The organism is Streptomyces rectiviolaceus (genome assembly GCF_039533825.1).
In the GTDB taxonomy this organism is placed as follows: domain Bacteria; phylum Actinomycetota; class Actinomycetes; order Streptomycetales; family Streptomycetaceae; genus Streptomyces; species Streptomyces rectiviolaceus.
Window position 1 is genome coordinate 1 of record NZ_BAAAUG010000168.1, and the last position, 16926, is coordinate 16926.

A 16926-nucleotide genomic window follows, 5' to 3' on the forward strand; every position below is an offset into this window, starting at 1 on the left:
GCCATTCCCCTTGCTCTTGCCGAATCGCTTCCCCAAGGCCGGCGGCACCGGAGGCAACGGCACGACCTTCGTCGCGTCGACCGGCTCCGGCTCGTCCTTGACCTCGGGCGCGTGAATCACGTCGAGCAGCAGGGCACGCGCCCCCACGTCGTCGAGCCGCTGCTCGGGGTCCTTGGCGAGCAGGCCGTAGATGACCTTCTCCAACGGCCCCGCGTTCGTCGGCTGTTCGACGTCCTCGGTCATCACCGCGGTGAGGGTCGCGATCGCCGACCCCTTGTCGTACGGAGGAACGCCTTCCACAGCCGCGTACAGCAGTCCGCCAAGGGACCACAGGTCGGCCGCGGGACCCGGCTTGTGCCCGCGCGCCCGCTCCGGCGAGATGTACGAGGGCGCGCCGACGAGCATGCCGGTGGACGTGATCGAAGGGTCGCCCTCGACCTGCGCGATGCCGAAGTCCGTGAGAACGACCCGCCCGTCCTCGGCGATCAGCACGTTGGACGGCTTCACATCGCGGTGCAGGATCCCCTCGCGATGCGCGGACCGCAGTACGTCGAGCACCGCGAGGCCGACCTCGGCCGCGCGCCGCGGCGTGAGCAGCCCGTCCTCGCGAATGGCCTCGGCGAGCGACTTGCCCTCGACCAGCTCCATCACGATCCACGGACGGTCGTCCTCGTCGACCACGTCGTACACGGTCACCGCACTGGTGTTGCGGATCCGCGCGATCGCCTTGGCCTCACGCAACGTACGCGTGATGAGCCGCCGCTTCTCTTCCTCGTCGATGCTCGAGGGAAAGCGCAGCTCCTTCACCGCGACCGTCCGGCCGAGTGTCTCGTCCTTGGCGCGCCAGACGGTTCCCATTCCGCCGCGGCCGAGCACTTCTCCCAGCCGGTAGCGCCCGGAGAGGAGACGTTCGCTCTTGTCCTGACGGGACTGACCCGCCTGCTCCGCGTCCGACATGCGTCCCCTCTGCTGCTACCGCTGCTACCCGCGCAACCCGCCCTGACAGAGCCTCCATTGTCCCTCACTTCAGGACCGGTCTACGCCCAGGGTCCAACGTCCCTCATGATGGGCTCCGCACAAGGAGGGACCGCCATGCCCATTCCGCGAACACTGCTGGCCATACCCCTTGCGGTGACCCTCTTCGGCCTGACTTCCGCCAGTGCGCCGCTGGCCGCGAAACCGGCCACGGACGCCACTCTTCCGCTGCTGGTCACCCGAGGCAAGGCCCCCGCCGCGGCTCTGTTGGCCCGCGAAGCCCCATGGTCAATGACCGAGCCGGGCGCCCCGGACCCTCCACCGGGACAGCAGGCGGCCCAACGTCCCCACTGGCACTTCGCGCACGCCAACCAGGCCACAGCCGGCGACACCACCACAGACACGGACAAGAACCCAGCAGCACCCGCCACCGGGACAGAAGTAGAGTCAGAGGCAAAGACAGCGAACGGCACCGCGACCGGAAGTGACCCCGACACCGGCACCAACACCGGTCACCGCACCCGCACCCGCACCGGCAGCAGCGCGGACAGCGACAGCGCCGGCCGCTTCTCCGGCGCGCGCGGCACCGGCGAGATCACCCGCATCCGCCGCACCGACCACTTCCGCGCCGGCAGCATCACCAAGACGTTCATCGCGACGGTCGTACTCCAACTGGCCGCCGAACACCGCTTGTCCCTGTCCGACCCCGTGGAACGCCATCTGCCCGGCCTCATCCGCGGCAAGGGACTCGACGGGCGCACCCTCGCCCTCCGCGCCCTGCTCACCCACACCAGCGGCCTCGCCGACTACACCACCGACACCAAGGGCCTCGTCCCCCTCACTCCGACCGAGGCGGTCCGCACCGCCCTCGCCCACCCCGCGACCACGCCGGGCCGCTGGTCGTACTCCAACACCAACTACGTCATCCTCGGCATGGTGATCAAGCAGGTCACCGGCCGTTCGTACGCCACCGAGACCGAACGCCGCATCATCACCCCCCTCCGCCTGTCCGGCACTTCCTTCCCCGGCACCCGCACCACGCTCCCCTCCCCGCACGGCCGCGCGTACACCGGCCAGGGCCAGGACGTCACCGCCCTCGACCCGAGCGTCGCGGGCGCCGCGGGCGAGCTGATCTCCACGCTCGCCGACCTGAACCGCTTCTACGCCGCCCTCCTCACCGGCCGGCTGCTCCCCTCACCCCAGCTCCGTCAGATGTTCAACACCCGCGCCGCGGAGGGCCGCTACGGCATGGGCCTCTACCCGCAGAAGCTGCCCTGCGGCACCACGGTCTGGGGCCACAACGGCCGCATCACCGGAAGCTACGTCCGCACGGCCGCCACCCGTGACGGCGACCGTGTCCTCACTTTCCGGGTCAACACGGACGAGATAGCCGACCCGGATCTCGAACGGACGCTCCTGGCAGCCGAGTTCTGTCCGCGCTAGAGCGGCACGATGTCCGGTGCCCCCAGCCTCGCCGCGTCCGCCGTCAGGTCGTCCGGCTGCCGCTGCGACTCCCGCTCGGCCTCCACCCGCTTCTCGTAGTGCTGAACCTCCCGCTCCACCTGGTCCTTGTCCCAGCCGAGAACCGTCGCCATCAGCTCCGCGCACGCCCGCGCACTGCGCGTGCCCCGGTCGAACGTCTCGATCGAGATCCGCGTGCGCCGGGTCAGCACGTCGTCCAGGTGCCGCGCCCCCTCGTGCGACGCGGCATAGACGATCTCGGCGCGCAGATAGTCGTCCGCGGCGGGCAGCGGCTCGCCCAGCGTGGGATCGGCCGTGACGAGCGCCAGGACCTCCTCGGCCAGCGAGCCGTACCGGTTCAACAGATGCTCCACGCGCACCACATGGAGCCCGGTGCGTGCCGCGATCCTGGCGCGGGCGTTCCACAGCGCCTTGTACCCCTCGGCGCCGACCAGCGGAATGTCCTCGGTGACACAGTCGGCGACCCGCTGGTCGAGGCCGTGCACCGCCTCGTCCACGGCGTCCTTCGCCATCACGCGGTACGTCGTGTACTTGCCGCCCGCGATGACGACCAGGCCCGGCGCCGGATGCGCCACCGTGTGCTCGCGCGACAGCTTGCTCGTGGCGTCCGACTCCCCGGCGAGCAGCGGCCTGAGCCCTGCGTACACCCCCTGCACGTCGTCGCGTGAAAGGGGCACCGCGAGCACCGAGTTCACATGCTCAAGGAGATAGTCGATGTCGGCACTGGACGCCGCCGGATGCGCCTTGTCCAGGTCCCAGTCGGTGTCGGTCGTCCCCACGATCCAGTGCCGGCCCCACGGAATGACGAAGAGGACGCTCTTCTCCGTCCGCAGGATCAGCCCGCTCGTCGAGTTGATCCGGTCCTTGGGTACGACCAGATGGATGCCCTTGGACGCCCTGACGTGGAACTGTCCGCGCTCCCCGACCATCGCCTGCGTGTCGTCCGTCCACACACCGGTCGCGTTGACCACCTGCTTGGCCCGGACCTCGTACTCCCCGCCGCCCTCGACGTCTTGCACGCGGGCCCCGACAACCCGCTCTCCCTCCCGCAGGAAGCCGGTCACCCGCGCCCGGTTGGCGACCTTCGCGCCGTACGCCGCCGCTGTGCGCACCAGCGTGGCCACATAGCGCGCGTCGTCCATCTGCGCGTCGTAGTACTGCATCGCCCCCACCAGCGCGTCCTTCTTCAGACAGGGGGCGACGCGCAGGGCGTGACGCCGGGTCAGGTGGCGGTGCATGGGCAGGCCTCGGCCATGCCCACGCGACATCGACATGGCGTCGTACAACGCGACGCCCGATCCGGCATAGATCCGCTCCCAGCCCTTGTGCTGCAAGGGGTAGAGGAACGGCACCGGCTTCACGAGATGCGGGGCGATCCGCTCCAGGAGCAGGCCGCGCTCCTTGAGGGCCTCCCGCACCAGCGCGAAGTCGAGCATCTCCAGATAGCGCAGGCCGCCGTGGATCAACTTGCTCGACCGGCTCGACGTGCCCGACGCCCAGTCCCGTGCCTCGACGAGGCCGGTGGACAGGCCGCGGGTCACGGCGTCAAGTGCGGTGCCCGCACCGACCACTCCCGCGCCCACGACCAGGACATCCAGCTCCCGCTCGGCCATTCCCGCAAGTGACTCGGCACGCTCCGCCGGTCCCAAGGTCGCTGTCCTCACCGCTGCCTCCCGTTAGCTGTCGGGTGTGGTCGCGCTCACATCATGCCCAGATTCTGGCCGTGCCCGCTGAGTTCGGCCGCCGCCTGTGGACAACGCACGGCCAACACTCCGACACCTGGCGCAGGGCAATGCCGCATAACGGTCATATTTACTCCTAGTCTGACATTGCGCTGGTCCACCTTGTCCACAGGACTTGCGCGCTCGTCCCGCTCCGGCTATTGGGAGGACGGCCCACCGCCATGCCCGCAGATCTCGCCGTCATCGGTCTCGGCCACCTCGGCCTGCCCCTCGCCCAGGCCGCCGTCTCCGGCGGCATCGCCACCATCGGCTACGACCCCGTGCGCGCCGTCGACCTGGCGAGCGGCCGCCTGCCCTGCGACGGCGCCGAGGGAATCCTCACCGCCGCCGATGTCCGCCGGATGCTCTCGGGGGGCTTCAGGCCCACCACCGACCCGGTCGAGCTCGGCCGGGTCCGTACCGCGGTCATCTGCGCTCCCACTCCTCCGGCAGCCGACCGCAGCCTCGACCTGAGCCAGGTGGCCGAAGCCGCCCGCGCCCTGGCCGCGCGCCTTCGCCCGCACACCACGGTCATCCTCGAGTCACCCGCTTACCCCGGAACCACGGAGGAATTCCTCCGCCCCATCCTCGAAGAGGGCTCAGGCCTGCGCGCGGGCCGCGACTTCCACCTCGCGCACTCGCCAGGACGCCTCGACCCGGGCAACCGCAGCCACGGCTACGCCGGCACCCCCAAGGTCATCGGCGGCCTCACCCCGGCCTGCACCGAATCGGCCGCCGCCTTCTACGGCCGCCTCACCGACAAGGTCGTACGCGCACGCGGCCCACGCGAGGCCGAGACCGTGCACCTCCTGGAGACCAACTACCGGCACGTGAACATGGCGCTGGTCAATGAGATGGCCGTGCTCTGCCACGACCTGAGCATCGACCTGTGGGACGTCATCCGCTGCGCCGAGACCAAGCCCTTCGGCTTCCAGGCCTTCCGCCCGGGACCCGGCGTCGGCGGCCACGGAGTCCCCCTGGACATCCCGGGCCCCGGCCGCGGCGCCCGCCCCCTGCGCATGGTCGAACTGGCCCAGCAGGTCAACGACCGCATGCCCCGTTACGTGATCCAGCGCTCGGCGACCCTGCTCAACGAACACGGCAAGTCCGCCCGCGGCGCCCGCGTCCTGCTCCTCGGCGTCACCTACAAGCCCGACCTCGCCGACCAGCAGGGCTCCCCCGCCCAGGAGGTCGCGACCCGCCTGATGGAGATGGGCGCCGCCGTCAGCTACCACGACCCCTACGTCCCCAGCTGGAGCGTGCTCGGCCACCCCGTCCCCCGCGCGGACTCCCTCTACGAAGCGGCGGCCGACGCCGACCTCACGATCCTGCTCCAGCACCACCGCACCTACGACCTGCAGGGCCTCGCCGTGAAGGCCCAACTGCTCCTTGACACCCGGGGCGCGACCCCGGCGGGCGCGGCCCACCGCCTCTGACCCCCGCGCGCACGGCAAAGGGCCCCGGTACGAGTACCGGGGCCCTCAGTAGAACCAGAGATCAACGGCTGTGCTGCGAGTCCGCGACCGTCACCTCGACGCGCTGGAACTCCTTGAGCTCGCTGTAGCCCGTCGTCGCCATCGCGCGGCGCAGCGCCCCGAAGAAGTTCATCGAGCCGTCCGGGATGTGCGAGGGACCGGTGAGGATCTCCTCGGTCGTGCCGACCACACCCAGGTCGACGCGCTTGCCGCGCGGCACGTCCTCGTGGACGGCCTCCATGCCCCAGTGGTGGCCCTTGCCCGGCGCGTCCGTGGCGCGCGCAAGCGGGGAGCCGATCATCACCGAGTCGGCGCCGCAGGCGATGGCCTTGGGCAGGTCGCCGGACCAGCCCACGCCACCGTCCGCGATGACGTGCACGTACCGGCCGCCGGACTCGTCCATGTAGTCACGACGGGCGGCCGCGACGTCCGCGACGGCGGTGGCCATCGGCACCTGGATGCCCAGGACGTTGCGCGTGGTGTGCGCGGCGCCGCCGCCGAAGCCGACGAGGACACCGGCCGCGCCCGTGCGCATCAGGTGCAGCGCGGCGGTGTACGTCGCGCAGCCTCCGACGATCACCGGCACATCGAGTTCGTAGATGAACTGCTTGAGGTTGAGCGGCTCGGCGGCACCGGAGACGTGCTCGGCGGAGACGGTGGTCCCGCGGATGACGAAGATGTCGACACCGGCGTCCACGACCGCCTTGGAGAACTCGGCGGTGCGCTGCGGGGAGAGCGCGGCGGCGGTGACCACGCCCGAGTCGCGCACCTCCTTGATGCGCTGCCCGATCAGGTCGGCCTGGATCGGCGCCGCGTAGATCTCCTGGAGGCGCCGGGTCGCGTTGTCGGTGTCCAGCTCCGCGATCTCGTCGAGCAGCGGCTGCGGGTCCTCGTACCGCGTCCACAGACCTTCGAGGTTCAGTACGCCGAGACCACCCAGCTCACCGATGCGGATCGCGGTCTGCGGCGAGACGACCGAGTCCATCGGCGCCGCCAGGAAGGGCAGCTCGAAGCGGTAGGCGTCGATCTGCCAGGCGATCGAGACCTCCTTCGGGTCGCGGGTACGACGGCTCGGCACGACGGCGATGTCGTCGAAGGCGTACGCGCGGCGGCCGCGCTTGCCGCGCCCGATCTCGATCTCAGTCACGTGGGTGGCCCTTCAGCTTTCTTCGGTACTTCGCACTTCTTCGGCACTTCGGCACTCGGTCTGCCCGCTCCAGTATCCCCGACGCGCACAAAGGGGGCGGCCCGGGGAATCCGGACCGCCCCTTCACGCGCGCGTGGAGCGCCGTCAGCGCCTGTCAGCGCCTCTCGGCCTGCGCGGCTGTCAGCGCTTGTTCGTGTAGTTCGGCGCCTCGACCGTCATCTGGATGTCGTGCGGGTGACTCTCCTTGAGGCCCGCCGATGTGATCCGTACGAAACGGCCGTTCCTCTGGAGCTCCGGCACCGTCTGGCCGCCTACGTAGAACATCGACTGGCGCAGACCGCCGACCAGCTGGTGTACGACCGAGGAGAGCGGGCCGCGGTAGGGCACCTGGCCCTCGATGCCCTCGGGGACCAGCTTCTCGTCGGAGGCGACGCCCTCCTGGAAGTAGCGGTCCTTGGAGAAGGACTTGCGGTCGCCGCGGGTCTGCATCGCGCCCAGCGAGCCCATGCCGCGGTACGACTTGAACTGCTTGCCGTTGATGAACATCAGCTCACCCGGGGACTCCTCGCAGCCGGCGAGCAGCGAGCCCAGCATGACCGTGTCCGCGCCGGCGACGAGCGCCTTGGCGATGTCGCCGGAGTACTGGAGGCCACCGTCACCGATGACCGGGACACCGGCCTCCTTGGCGGCGAGCGACGCTTCGTAGATGGCCGTTACCTGCGGTACGCCGATACCGGCGACGACACGCGTCGTACAGATGGAGCCGGGCCCGACACCGACCTTGATGCCGTCGACACCGGCGTCGATGAGGGACTTGGCGCCGTCGCGGGTGGCGATGTTGCCGCCGATGACGTCCACGCCGGAGGCATTGGACTTGATCTTGGCGACCATGTCGCCGACCAGGCGGGAGTGGCCGTGCGCGGTGTCGACGACGATGAAGTCGACGCCCGCCTCGATCAGGGCCTGGGCACGCTCGAAGGCGTCACCCGCGACACCGACGGCGGCGCCCACCAGGAGGCGGCCTTCGCCGTCCTTGGCGGCGCCGGGGTACTTCTCGGCCTTGACGAAGTCCTTGACCGTGATGAGGCCCTTGAGGACACCGCTGTCGTCGACGAGCGGAAGCTTCTCGATCTTGTGGCGGCGCAGCAGCTCCATGGCGTCGACGCCGGAGATGCCGACCTTGCCGGTGACGAGCGGCATCGGCGTCATGACCTCGCGCACCTGGCGCGTGCGGTCCGACTCGAAGGCCATGTCGCGGTTGGTGACGATGCCGAGCAGCTTGCCCGCCGGGTCGGTCACCGGGACGCCGCTGATGCGGAACTTGGCGCAGATCGCGTCGGCCTCGCCGAGCGTCGCGTCCGGGTGCACCGTGATCGGGTCGGTGACCATGCCGGACTCGGAGCGCTTCACGAGGTCGACCTGGTTGGCCTGGTCCGCGATGGAGAGGTTGCGGTGCAGCACGCCGACGCCACCCTGCCGCGCCATGGCGATGGCCATGCGGGACTCGGTGACCTTGTCCATCGCCGCGGAAAGCAGCGGGACGTTCACACGCACGTTCTTCGAGATGAGCGAGGAAGTGTCGATCTGGTCCGGCGCCATGTCGGACGCGCCGGGCAGCAGCAGCACGTCGTCGTAGGTCAGCCCGAGCGTCGCGAATTTCTCGGGCACCCCAGTCGAAGAACCGCCGTTTGCAGTCATGACACCTTCCCCAAATGGCCTTGATCGGTGCGGATGTCCATGCTAACGGGAACGGAGGGTGTCTCATTCCACGATCAAGATCATCGACCAGGTTTGTACGTTCATACGTCATGAACGGACGCCGAAGGCGATCATCTGCGACCGGTGTGACCGCTACTGCTCGGCCAGTGCCCGCAATCGACTCAGCGCGCGATGCTGCGCGACGCGCACGGCCCCCGGGGACATGCCAAGCATCTGCCCGGTCTCCTCGGCCGTGAGCCCGACCGCGATCCTCAGGAGCAGCAGCTCGCGCTGGTTCTCCGGAAGGTTGGCCATGAGCTTCTTGGCCCATTCGGCATCGCTGCTGAGCAGCGCGCGCTCCTCGGGACCGAGGGAGTCGTCGGGCCGCTCGGGCATCTCGTCCGACGGCACCGCCGTGGATCCGGGATGGCGCATCGCCGCGCGCTGCAGGTCGGCGACCTTGTGCGCGGCGATCGCGAAGACGAACGCCTCGAAGGGGCGCCCCGTGTCCTTGTAGCGCGGCAGCGCCAGAAGGACCGCGACGCACACTTCCTGCGCCAGGTCCTCCACGAAGTGCCGGGCGTCGCCGGGCAGTCGGGAGAGTCTGGTGCGGCAGTACCGCAGCGCCAGGGGGTGCACATGAGCCAGCAGGTCGTGCGTCGCCTGCTCATCACCCTCGACCGCGCGAAGGACGAGGGCACCGATCACCGTCGTCTTGTCATCGCGCATCGGTCCATGGTGCCTTGGCGCCGATTGATCCGTGGCACCACGTCCGTAGTTGTGCACCGAAGCGTTATGAGCAGGTGCGCCGGAACTCATCTCGTGCGCCCTCCCCTCCCGCTCGACCGACCTGTCCCCGAGGAACTCCACACCTCAAGGATGCGGCATCGGCGGCGAAGCAACGGCAACCGCTCCCGCGAGAGGGAGCAACGGGCGTCCGCCGCCCCGCCCACCACATGGCGGGCGGGGAACGCCGTGCCCGCACGGCGGCACACCTATCGGACCAGGCCCCAGCGGAAACCGAGCGCCACGGCGTGCGCGCGGTCCGAGGCGCCGAGCTTCTTGAACAACCGCCGGGCGTGGGTCTTGACCGTGTCCTCGGAGAGAAAAAGCTCACGTCCGATCTCGGCGTTGGACCGGCCGTGACTCATGCCCTCGAGCACCTGGATCTCACGCGCGGTGAGGGTGGGCGCGGCGCCCATCTCGGCCGAACGCAGTCTGCGCGGAGCCAGTCGCCACGTCGGGTCGGCGAGCGCCTGGGTGACGGTCGCGCGCAGCTCGGCGCGCGACGCGTCCTTGTGCAGATAGCCGCGGGCGCCGGCGGCGACCGCGAGCGCGACACCGTCCAGGTCCTCGGCGACGGTGAGCATGATGATGCGCGCACCGGGGTCGGCGGACAACAGCCGCCGAACCGTCTCCACGCCGCCCAGACCGGGCATGCGTACGTCCATCAGAATCAGGTCCGAGCGGTCGGCGCCCCAGCGGCGGAGGACTTCCTCGCCGTTGGCCGCTGTCGTCACGCGCTCGACGCCGGGCACGGTCGCGACCGCGCGGCGGAGCGCCTCTCGGGCGAGCGGGGAGTCGTCGCAGACGAGGACGGATGTCATGACTGTCCTCCGCGGCTCTCACAGCTGCTGCGCGTCACCTTGAGCCTCCAGGCTGGTACTTATTCGTCACCTGTGCGGTTGACGCTCTCGGACATCTGCCCGAGCGCTTGTTCTTTCAACCGCCTCCGCACTCTCAACGACGGTCACCCGAAAGAGTTACGGGGCGGTCGGCCACGTTCGGCACTCTACGTGAGGGCGCGGACACAGAGCAGGCAGCGCGAGAGACCCTCAACCTTTCATCACAACCCATGCCCCATTTAGCCCTCTTCCTTCCCTTTTGCTGGTGTCTGTGGCTAGATTTTCCAATGAGTCATATTTTCATCTCCTTAGACAGTAGATGTACGGTCATGGGCACCGTATCCGCGCAGAACGGCTACCAGGAGACAAGCAATGGCAGATTTCTCCCGCCTTCCCGGACCGAACGCAGATCTCTGGGACTGGCAGCTCCTCGCCGCCTGCCGTGGGGTCGACAGCTCGCTCTTCTTCCACCCCGAGGGTGAGCGGGGCGCGGCACGCAGCGCGCGTGAGAACTCCGCCAAGGAGGTCTGCATGAGGTGCCCGGTACGCGCGGAGTGCGCCGCTCACGCCCTTGCGGTACGGGAGCCGTACGGCGTGTGGGGCGGGCTTACCGAGGACGAGCGCGAGGAACTCATGGGCCGCGCCCGCAACCGCCTCGTCACGACGTCAGCACCGTCGAGCTCGGCGTCGGCTGCGGCGTCGGCAGCAGCTGCGGCCTCGAGCCACGGCATGGCCACGCGCCACTGAAGGAACGTTTCTTCGCGGGCGCTCAGCGCTCCGCGGCCCGCGCCAGGTGGTCCAGCGTGGCTGCCACGGCGGGCACCTGCGCCAGATCCGGCAGGGTGAGCGCGACGATCTCGCGCTGGACGGCAGGCTCCACCGTCACTGTGCGTGCACCTTTGGGGCGTACGGACTCGATGGCGAGCTCAGGCAGGACCGCGACCCCCAGGCCCGCGCCGACCAGGCCGATCACCGCCGGGTAGTCATCGGTCGCGAAATCGATCCGGGGTACGAACCCCGCCCCCTCGCAGACCTCGACCAGCTGCCTGCGACAGCGCGGACAGCCCGCGATCCACGGCTCGTCGGCCAGTTCCCCGATGGTGACCGACTCCGCCTTGGCGAGCCGGTGCCCCTCGGGCACGAGGCCGACGAGCCGGTCGGTGAGAAGGGGGCGTACGACCAGGTCGTCCCACTCCTCCGCGGCAGAGGCCCCGTCGTAGCGGAAGGCGAGCGCCACATCGCAGTCGCCCTCGCGCAGCATCTCGACCGAGCGCGGCGGTTCCGCGTCCACCAGCGAGACCCGGGTGCCGGGGTGCGCGGCGCGCAGGGCGGCAAGCGCGCTCGGCACCAGCGTCGAGCTGCCGCTGGGGAAGGAGACGAGGCGGACCCGGCCCGCCCGCAGGCCCGCGATGGCGGCGACCTCCTCCTCGGCGGCGGTCAGCCCCGCCAGGATCCCGGTGGCATGCCGGACCAGGGCCTCGCCTGCCTGGGTCAGGCGCATCTCACGCCCTGTGCGGATCAGCAGCGGCGTACCCGCGGAGGCTTCGAGTGCCTTCATCTGCTGGCTGACGGCGGGCTGGGTGCAGCCGAGCTCGCGCGCGGCGGCCGAGAAGGAGCCGGTGGCGGCGACCGCACGCAGGACGCGGAGATGACGGGCCTCGATCATGACTCAAGCATAAGCGACGCTTGGATCAAGCACCCAATAATGCGTCGACGCTTTGAGCGAGCTCGCCTAGCCTTCCGCCATGAGGCTTCTCTCCGTGAATCTGGGCCGGTACAAAGCCGTGGAGTACACCGACGCCCCCTCGGGAGGCACCGGCATCGACAAACAGCCCGCCGATGGGGCCGTACGGGTGGCGGCCCCCGGCCCGAAGGGGGAAGGCGGAAGCGGGGTGGCCGGGGACGAGGTCTGCGATCTGCGGGACCACGGCGGGAACGATCAAGCGGTGTACGCCTACGCGCGCGAGGACCTCGACGAGTGGGAGCGCCTGCTCGGCCACCCGCTGGCGGGCGGCTCCTTCGGCGAGAACCTCACGACGTACGGGCTCGACGTGAGCGGCGCGAAGATCGGCGAGCGCTGCCGCGTCGGCCCCGATCTGCTCCTTGAGGTGACGTCGGGCCGCATTCCCTGTCAGACGTTCCAGGGCCATCTCGGCGAGACGAGGTGGGTCAAGCGCTTCACGCGGCAAGGCGCTCCCGGCGCCTATCTGCGGGTGATCGAACCGGGTGAGATCCGGGGCGGGGACACGATCGAGGTCGTGCACCGGCCGGAGCACGACATCACCGTCGCCCACCAGTTCAGGGCCGTCACGACGGAGCGGAACCTGCTGCCGAGCCTGCTCGCCGCAGGTGACGCGCTGCATCCCGAGTTGGTCGACGCGGCTCGGAAGTACGCGGAGAAGTACGGCTCGTAGGTGTCATAACTGGCCTTCGGCAGTGGCGACTTGAAGGGGCAGCAGGTCAAGAGGCCGTCCGGGCGACACGGCGGCCACCGGATCTCACTAGCCTTGGTCCATGACTACGGCTCTGATTACGGGATCGACCGCCGGTATCGGCTCGGCCTTCGCCCGGCGGCTCGCCGGTGACGGCCACAACCTCGTCCTGGTGGCACGGAACACCGAGCGGCTGCGGGAACAGGCGACCGAGCTGCACGACCGGCATGGCATCGAGGCGGAGGTCCTCACCGCGGACCTCGCGACGGACGACGGGATCGCCGCCGTCGAGAAGCGGCTCGCGGACCGCAGGAATCCGGTCGACCTGCTTGTGAACAACGCCGGGTTCGGCAACAAGGGCCAGTACCTGGAGGTGTCGATCGAGGACGAGTTGACGATGCTCAAGGTGCACTGCGAGGCGGTGCTGCGGCTGACGTCGGCGGCGACGGAGTCGATGCGCGAGCGGGGCCGCGGGGGCGTCGTCAACGTCGCTTCGGTGGCGGCGTTCGTGCCGCGCGGGACATATGGCGCCTCGAAGGCGTGGGTCGTGCAGTTCACGCAGGGCGCGGCGAAGGATCTGGCCGGCTCCGGGGTGCGGCTGATGGCCCTGTGCCCCGGATTCGTACGGACCGAGTTCCATGAGCGCGCCGGGATGGGGACGTCCAACATCCCCAAGTGGATGTGGCTCGACGCGGACAAGCTGGTCGCGGCGGCGCTTTCCGACTTGGCGCGGGGCAAGACCCTGTCCATCCCGGACCCCAGGTACAAGGCACTGATGGGGGTCGTGAAGGTGACCCCGAGGGCACTGCTCGGCGGGGTCACTTCGAGGACGGGCAGGAAGTACGGCCCGCAGTAAGGAGAGCGCCCCTTAAGGGGCGCGGGGAACTGCGCGACAAGCCACGACGGGCCCGCACCCAAGAACGCACGGAGGCCCGGCACCCCACTACGGGGTACCGGGCCTTCGGCCTAACTATGTGCCAGCGGGTCAGTGAGAGTGACCGTGCCCGTGGCCCGCGGCGTCGCCCTCGTCCTCGGCCGGCTTCTCGACGACCAGGGTCTCGGTCGTGAGGAGCAGGGAGGCGATGGAAGCGGCGTTCTCCAGGGCGGAGCGCGTCACCTTGACCGGGTCGATGACGCCGGCCTTGACCAGGTCGCCGTACTCGCCGGTCGCAGCGTTGAAGCCGAAGTTCTTTTCGAGCTCGGCGACCTTCGAGGTGATGACGTAGCCCTCGAGGCCGGCGTTCTCGGCGATCCAGCGCAGCGGCTCGACGGCGGCGCGGCGGACGACGGCGACACCGGTGGCCTCGTCGCCCTCCTTGCCGAGGTTGCCCTCGAGCACCTTGACGGCGTGCACCAGAGCGGAGCCACCACCGGAGACGATGCCCTCCTCGACCGCGGCGCGGGTCGCGGAGATGGCGTCCTCCAGACGGTGCTTCTTCTCCTTGAGCTCGACCTCGGTCGCGGCGCCGACCTTGATCACGCAGACGCCACCGGCGAGCTTCGCCAGGCGCTCCTGCAGCTTCTCGCGGTCCCAGTCCGAGTCCGTGGACTCGATCTCGGCCTTGATCTGGTTGACGCGGCCCGCGACCTCGGCCGAGTCGCCGCCACCGTCGACGACGGTGGTGTCGTCCTTGGTGACGGTCACGCGGCGCGCGGTGCCGAGCACGTCAAGGCCGACCTGGTCGAGCTTGAGGCCGACCTCTTCGGCGATGACGGTGGCGCCGGTGAGGGTGGCGAGGTCACCGAGCATGGCCTTGCGGCGGTCGCCGAAGCCGGGGGCCTTCACCGCGACGGCGTTGAAGGTGCCGCGGATCTTGTTCACGACCAGGGTCGAAAGGGCCTCGCCCTCGACGTCCTCGGCGATGATCAGGAGCGGCTTCGACGCGTTGGTCTGGATGACCTTCTCGAGCAGCGGGAGCAGGTCCTGGATCGAGGAGATCTTGCCCTGGTGGATCAGGATGTACGGGTCGTCGAGGACGGCCTCCATACGCTCCTGGTCGGACACCATGTACGGGGACAGGTAGCCCTTGTCGAAGGCCATGCCCTCGGTGAAGTCGAGCTCAAGACCGAAGGTGTTGGACTCCTCGACGGTGATGACACCGTCCTTGCCGACCTTGTCCATCGCCTCGGCGATGAGCTCGCCGACCTGCGGGTCCTGGGCGGACAGACCGGCGACGGCCGCGATGTCGGCCTTGTCGTCGATCGGGCGCGCGGTCGCGAGGAGCTCCTCGGAGACGGCCTTGACGGCGGCGTCGATGCCCTTCTTCAGGGCGGCCGGGGAGGCGCCGGCGGCTACGTTGCGCAGGCCTTCCTTGACCAGGGCCTGGGCGAGCACGGTCGCGGTGGTGGTGCCGTCACCCGCGATGTCGTTGGTCTTGGTCGCCACCTCCTTGACGAGCTGCGCGCCGAGGTTCTCGTACGGGTCCTCGACCTCGACCTCACGGGCGATGGTGACGCCGTCGTTGGTGATGGTGGGGGCGCCGAACTTCTTGTCGATGACGACGTTGCGGCCGCGGGGGCCGATCGTCACCTTGACCGTGTCGGCAAGCTTGTTGACGCCGCGCTCGAGGGCGCGACGGGCGTCCTCGTCGAACTTCAGGATCTTCGCCATGGGAGCGGTTCAGCCCTCTCGAAACTCGGGTTTAACGAACTACGCCCCTCGCCGCCCGGCAATCAGCGGGGTGACCAGGGGCGTAGCTCAAAAAAGTAAAACTGGTGAAGCGGGTGAATTACTTCTCGACGATCGCGAGCACGTCGCGAGCCGAGAGGACGAGGTACTCGTCGCCGTTGTACTTCACCTCGGTGCCGCCGTACTTGCTGTACAGAACGACGTCGCCGACCTTGACGTCGAGCGGCAGGCGCTCGCCGTTCTCGAAGCGGCCCGGGCCCACGGCGAGGACAGCACCCTCCTGGGGCTTCTCCTTCGCGGTGTCCGGGATGACCAGGCCGGAGGCCGTGGTCTGCTCGGCGTCGAGCGGCTGGACCACAATGCGGTCCTCGAGCGGCTTAATGGCAACCTTGGAGCTGGCGGTCGTCACGATCCGGTCTCCCCCTTCGGAGATCTACGGGGTTAACAGTCTGGGGTGGCGACCAGGTGGATCCGTCGTCGCGGGTGCCGGACCTGCCCGTCGCTGTTGGCACTCTCCAGTGGTGAGTGCCAAGGCCGAGACTAGGACGACGATTAGCACTCGGTCAAGCGGACTGCTAATTCGCTGACGCGGGTCTTATCCGGGTGGAGTGCGTTTCGGGGGTACGGGGGTGGCCTCGTGCCCCTCGGGGCAACGTTTCCCGGGAGTCGGCGGTTCCGTCTCCGTGGCCATGTGCCGCCCGGTTTTCGGCGCTCCCGCAGGTGGGGCACAGCTGGGCGAGACCCCCGGTTTTCTCGAGGGGACCTTCTCGGCCGCCTTCCTCCCCAGCCTCTCGATCGGGTCCACGGACTGTGCGCACCCGGTGAGCAGCGCGGGCGCGAGCACGCCCGCCGCGAGGGCCGCGGCGACGAAGCGGTGCGCCCGCGCCCGCCCGGTCACAGGTAGTCCTCCAGCCTGGCCACCGCGTACCCCTTGTCGGTGACCGTCTTCATGACCTTGCGGACCATGTCGGGCATCGTGCCCTTCCAGTCCTCGCGCCCCCGGAAGTGCGTGAGGATGATGTCGCCGGGGTGCAGGTCCCGGTCCCACTCGCGCCAGTCCATGCGGTTCGGGAAGGCCTCGGACGCCCACAGCGGGACCGCCTTGATGCCGCAGGACTTGGCGGCACGCAGCGTGTCCGCGTTGTAGTTGCCGTAGGGCGGGCGGAAGAGCTCGGGCCGCTTGCCGTAGCGCTTCTGGATGGTGTTCTGCATGCCGCAGATCTCGCGGCGCTGAGCCGCGTACGAAAGCCCCGGCATGTAGCGGTGGTTGAGGGTGTGGTTGTTGAGCACGACGCCGCGGGACTGCATCTTCTTGAAGTAGCCGTAGTCCTCCTTGACCAGGTAGTCGCTGAGGAAGGCGGTGTACGGAATCTTCAGTTCGCTCATCATCTTGAGCAGCGCCGGGTCCTTCTCTGCGCCGTCGTCGATGGTCAGAAAGACGATCTTCTTCTTGGTCGGGATGGTCGTGAAGACGGGTGGCAGACCCGCCTGCCCCTTGACCTCGAAGCCCTTACGGGTGGTGATCTTCGGCTTCTCGGCCGGGGCGGGCGGCGCGGCAAGCGGGGTCTTCGCCAGGCCCCAGCGTTTCGCGGCGGCGGCGCGGGCGACCTGGGCGACGCGGAGTTTCTGGGCGTAGGAGTCGAGGGCGCGGGCGGGCGGCGCGTCCAGGCGCTGCTGGCCGGGGGCGGGGTTCGCTCCGCCGTCGGCGCCCGATGCGCAGCCGGAGACGATCGCGGCGGCGG

At 69.4% G+C, this 16926-nt stretch carries 15 protein-coding genes; 5 read left to right on the plus strand and 10 right to left on the minus strand.

The window, feature by feature from the left end; genetic code table 11:
- Positions 1–957 (minus strand): serine/threonine-protein kinase (locus ABD378_RS36760; RefSeq protein ID WP_344528427.1); only part of this gene is annotated, 957 nt, incomplete at its 3' end.
- 135 nt (positions 958–1092) lie between these two features.
- Between ABD378_RS36760 and ABD378_RS36765 the strand changes: the two genes are divergently transcribed.
- Positions 1093–2418 carry a serine hydrolase domain-containing protein gene (locus ABD378_RS36765; protein ID WP_344528429.1) on the plus strand — a complete coding sequence of 442 codons (1326 nt, stop codon included), beginning with the start codon at positions 1093–1095 and terminating at the stop codon, positions 2416–2418.
- On the opposite strand, the gene ABD378_RS36770 is transcribed toward ABD378_RS36765, so the two are convergent.
- Positions 2415–4121 (minus strand): glycerol-3-phosphate dehydrogenase/oxidase, encoded by a 1707-nt coding sequence (locus ABD378_RS36770; protein WP_344528431.1) that lies wholly within the window; start codon positions 4119–4121, stop codon positions 2415–2417. The two genes, ABD378_RS36765 and ABD378_RS36770, sit on opposite strands and share 4 nt — an antisense overlap.
- 239 nt (positions 4122–4360) lie before the next feature.
- Here ABD378_RS36770 and ABD378_RS36775 point away from each other — a divergent pair, with 239 nt between their 5' ends.
- Positions 4361–5614, plus strand: coding sequence for a nucleotide sugar dehydrogenase (locus ABD378_RS36775; RefSeq protein WP_344528433.1), 1254 nt, complete (start codon positions 4361–4363; stop codon positions 5612–5614).
- Positions 5615–5675: 61 nt separating this feature from the next.
- Here the strand turns inward: ABD378_RS36775 and ABD378_RS36780 are convergent, their stop codons facing one another.
- The 4 genes from ABD378_RS36780 to ABD378_RS36795 all read right to left on the minus strand — a co-directional run bounded on the left by ABD378_RS36780 (position 5676) and on the right by ABD378_RS36795 (position 10105).
- Positions 5676–6800: a GuaB3 family IMP dehydrogenase-related protein gene (locus ABD378_RS36780; protein WP_344528435.1), complete on the minus strand. Its 1125-nt coding sequence runs from the start codon at positions 6798–6800 to the stop codon at positions 5676–5678.
- 180 nt (positions 6801–6980) lie between these two features.
- Positions 6981–8498: an IMP dehydrogenase gene (guaB, locus tag ABD378_RS36785; RefSeq protein ID WP_344528437.1), complete on the minus strand. Its 1518-nt coding sequence runs from the start codon at positions 8496–8498 to the stop codon at positions 6981–6983.
- Positions 8499–8651: 153 nt separating this feature from the next.
- Positions 8652–9227, minus strand: coding sequence for a sigma-70 family RNA polymerase sigma factor (locus tag ABD378_RS36790; RefSeq protein WP_055549856.1), 576 nt, complete (start codon positions 9225–9227; stop codon positions 8652–8654).
- A 266-nt stretch (positions 9228–9493) separates the two neighbouring features.
- Positions 9494–10105, minus strand: coding sequence for a response regulator transcription factor (locus ABD378_RS36795; RefSeq protein ID WP_003948568.1), 612 nt, complete (start codon positions 10103–10105; stop codon positions 9494–9496).
- Between the two features lie 390 nt (positions 10106–10495).
- Between ABD378_RS36795 and ABD378_RS36800 the strand changes: the two genes are divergently transcribed.
- Positions 10496–10870 (plus strand): WhiB family transcriptional regulator, encoded by a 375-nt coding sequence (locus ABD378_RS36800; protein ID WP_344528440.1) that lies wholly within the window; start codon positions 10496–10498, stop codon positions 10868–10870.
- A 22-nt stretch (positions 10871–10892) separates the two neighbouring features.
- Here ABD378_RS36800 and ABD378_RS36805 read toward each other — a convergent pair whose 3' ends face one another.
- Positions 10893–11789: a LysR family transcriptional regulator gene (locus tag ABD378_RS36805; RefSeq protein WP_344528442.1), complete on the minus strand. Its 897-nt coding sequence runs from the start codon at positions 11787–11789 to the stop codon at positions 10893–10895.
- A gap of 79 nt (positions 11790–11868) precedes the next feature.
- Here ABD378_RS36805 and ABD378_RS36810 point away from each other — a divergent pair, with 79 nt between their 5' ends.
- Positions 11869–12537, plus strand: a complete 669-nt coding sequence (locus tag ABD378_RS36810) for an MOSC domain-containing protein (protein WP_344528444.1) — start codon at positions 11869–11871, stop codon at positions 12535–12537.
- A gap of 100 nt (positions 12538–12637) precedes the next feature.
- Positions 12638–13411: an SDR family NAD(P)-dependent oxidoreductase gene (locus ABD378_RS36815; protein WP_344528446.1), complete on the plus strand. Its 774-nt coding sequence runs from the start codon at positions 12638–12640 to the stop codon at positions 13409–13411.
- Between the two features lie 129 nt (positions 13412–13540).
- Here ABD378_RS36815 and groL read toward each other — a convergent pair whose 3' ends face one another.
- The 3 genes from groL to ABD378_RS36835 form a co-directional block, all read right to left on the minus strand.
- On the minus strand, positions 13541–15166 hold the full coding sequence (groL, locus tag ABD378_RS36820) for a chaperonin GroEL (RefSeq protein WP_344528448.1): 1626 nt from the start codon (positions 15164–15166) through the stop codon (positions 13541–13543).
- 118 nt (positions 15167–15284) lie between these two features.
- On the minus strand, positions 15285–15593 hold the full coding sequence (gene groES, locus ABD378_RS36825) for a co-chaperone GroES (protein ID WP_006347174.1): 309 nt from the start codon (positions 15591–15593) through the stop codon (positions 15285–15287).
- Between the two features lie 485 nt (positions 15594–16078).
- A partial coding sequence (locus ABD378_RS36835; protein ID WP_344528451.1) for a polysaccharide deacetylase family protein occupies positions 16079–16926 on the minus strand: 848 nt, incomplete at its 5' end.

Excerpts from the sequence above, each read along its gene's own strand:
- ABD378_RS36765 (WP_344528429.1), top strand. The coding sequence starts at position 1,093 with ATGCCCATTCCGCGAACACTGCTGGCCATACCCCTTGCGGTGACCCTC.
- ABD378_RS36775 (WP_344528433.1), top strand. The coding sequence starts at position 4,361 with ATGCCCGCAGATCTCGCCGTCATCGGTCTCGGCCACCTCGGCCTGCCC.
- guaB (WP_344528437.1), bottom strand. The coding sequence starts at position 8,498 with ATGACTGCAAACGGCGGTTCTTCGACTGGGGTGCCCGAGAAATTCGCG.
- ABD378_RS36790 (WP_055549856.1), bottom strand. The coding sequence starts at position 9,227 with ATGCGCGATGACAAGACGACGGTGATCGGTGCCCTCGTCCTTCGCGCG.
- ABD378_RS36795 (WP_003948568.1), bottom strand. The coding sequence starts at position 10,105 with ATGACATCCGTCCTCGTCTGCGACGACTCCCCGCTCGCCCGAGAGGCG.
- ABD378_RS36800 (WP_344528440.1), top strand. The coding sequence starts at position 10,496 with ATGGCAGATTTCTCCCGCCTTCCCGGACCGAACGCAGATCTCTGGGAC.
- ABD378_RS36805 (WP_344528442.1), bottom strand. The coding sequence starts at position 11,789 with ATGATCGAGGCCCGTCATCTCCGCGTCCTGCGTGCGGTCGCCGCCACC.
- ABD378_RS36810 (WP_344528444.1), top strand. The coding sequence starts at position 11,869 with ATGAGGCTTCTCTCCGTGAATCTGGGCCGGTACAAAGCCGTGGAGTAC.
- ABD378_RS36815 (WP_344528446.1), top strand. The coding sequence starts at position 12,638 with ATGACTACGGCTCTGATTACGGGATCGACCGCCGGTATCGGCTCGGCC.
- groL (WP_344528448.1), bottom strand. The coding sequence starts at position 15,166 with ATGGCGAAGATCCTGAAGTTCGACGAGGACGCCCGTCGCGCCCTCGAG.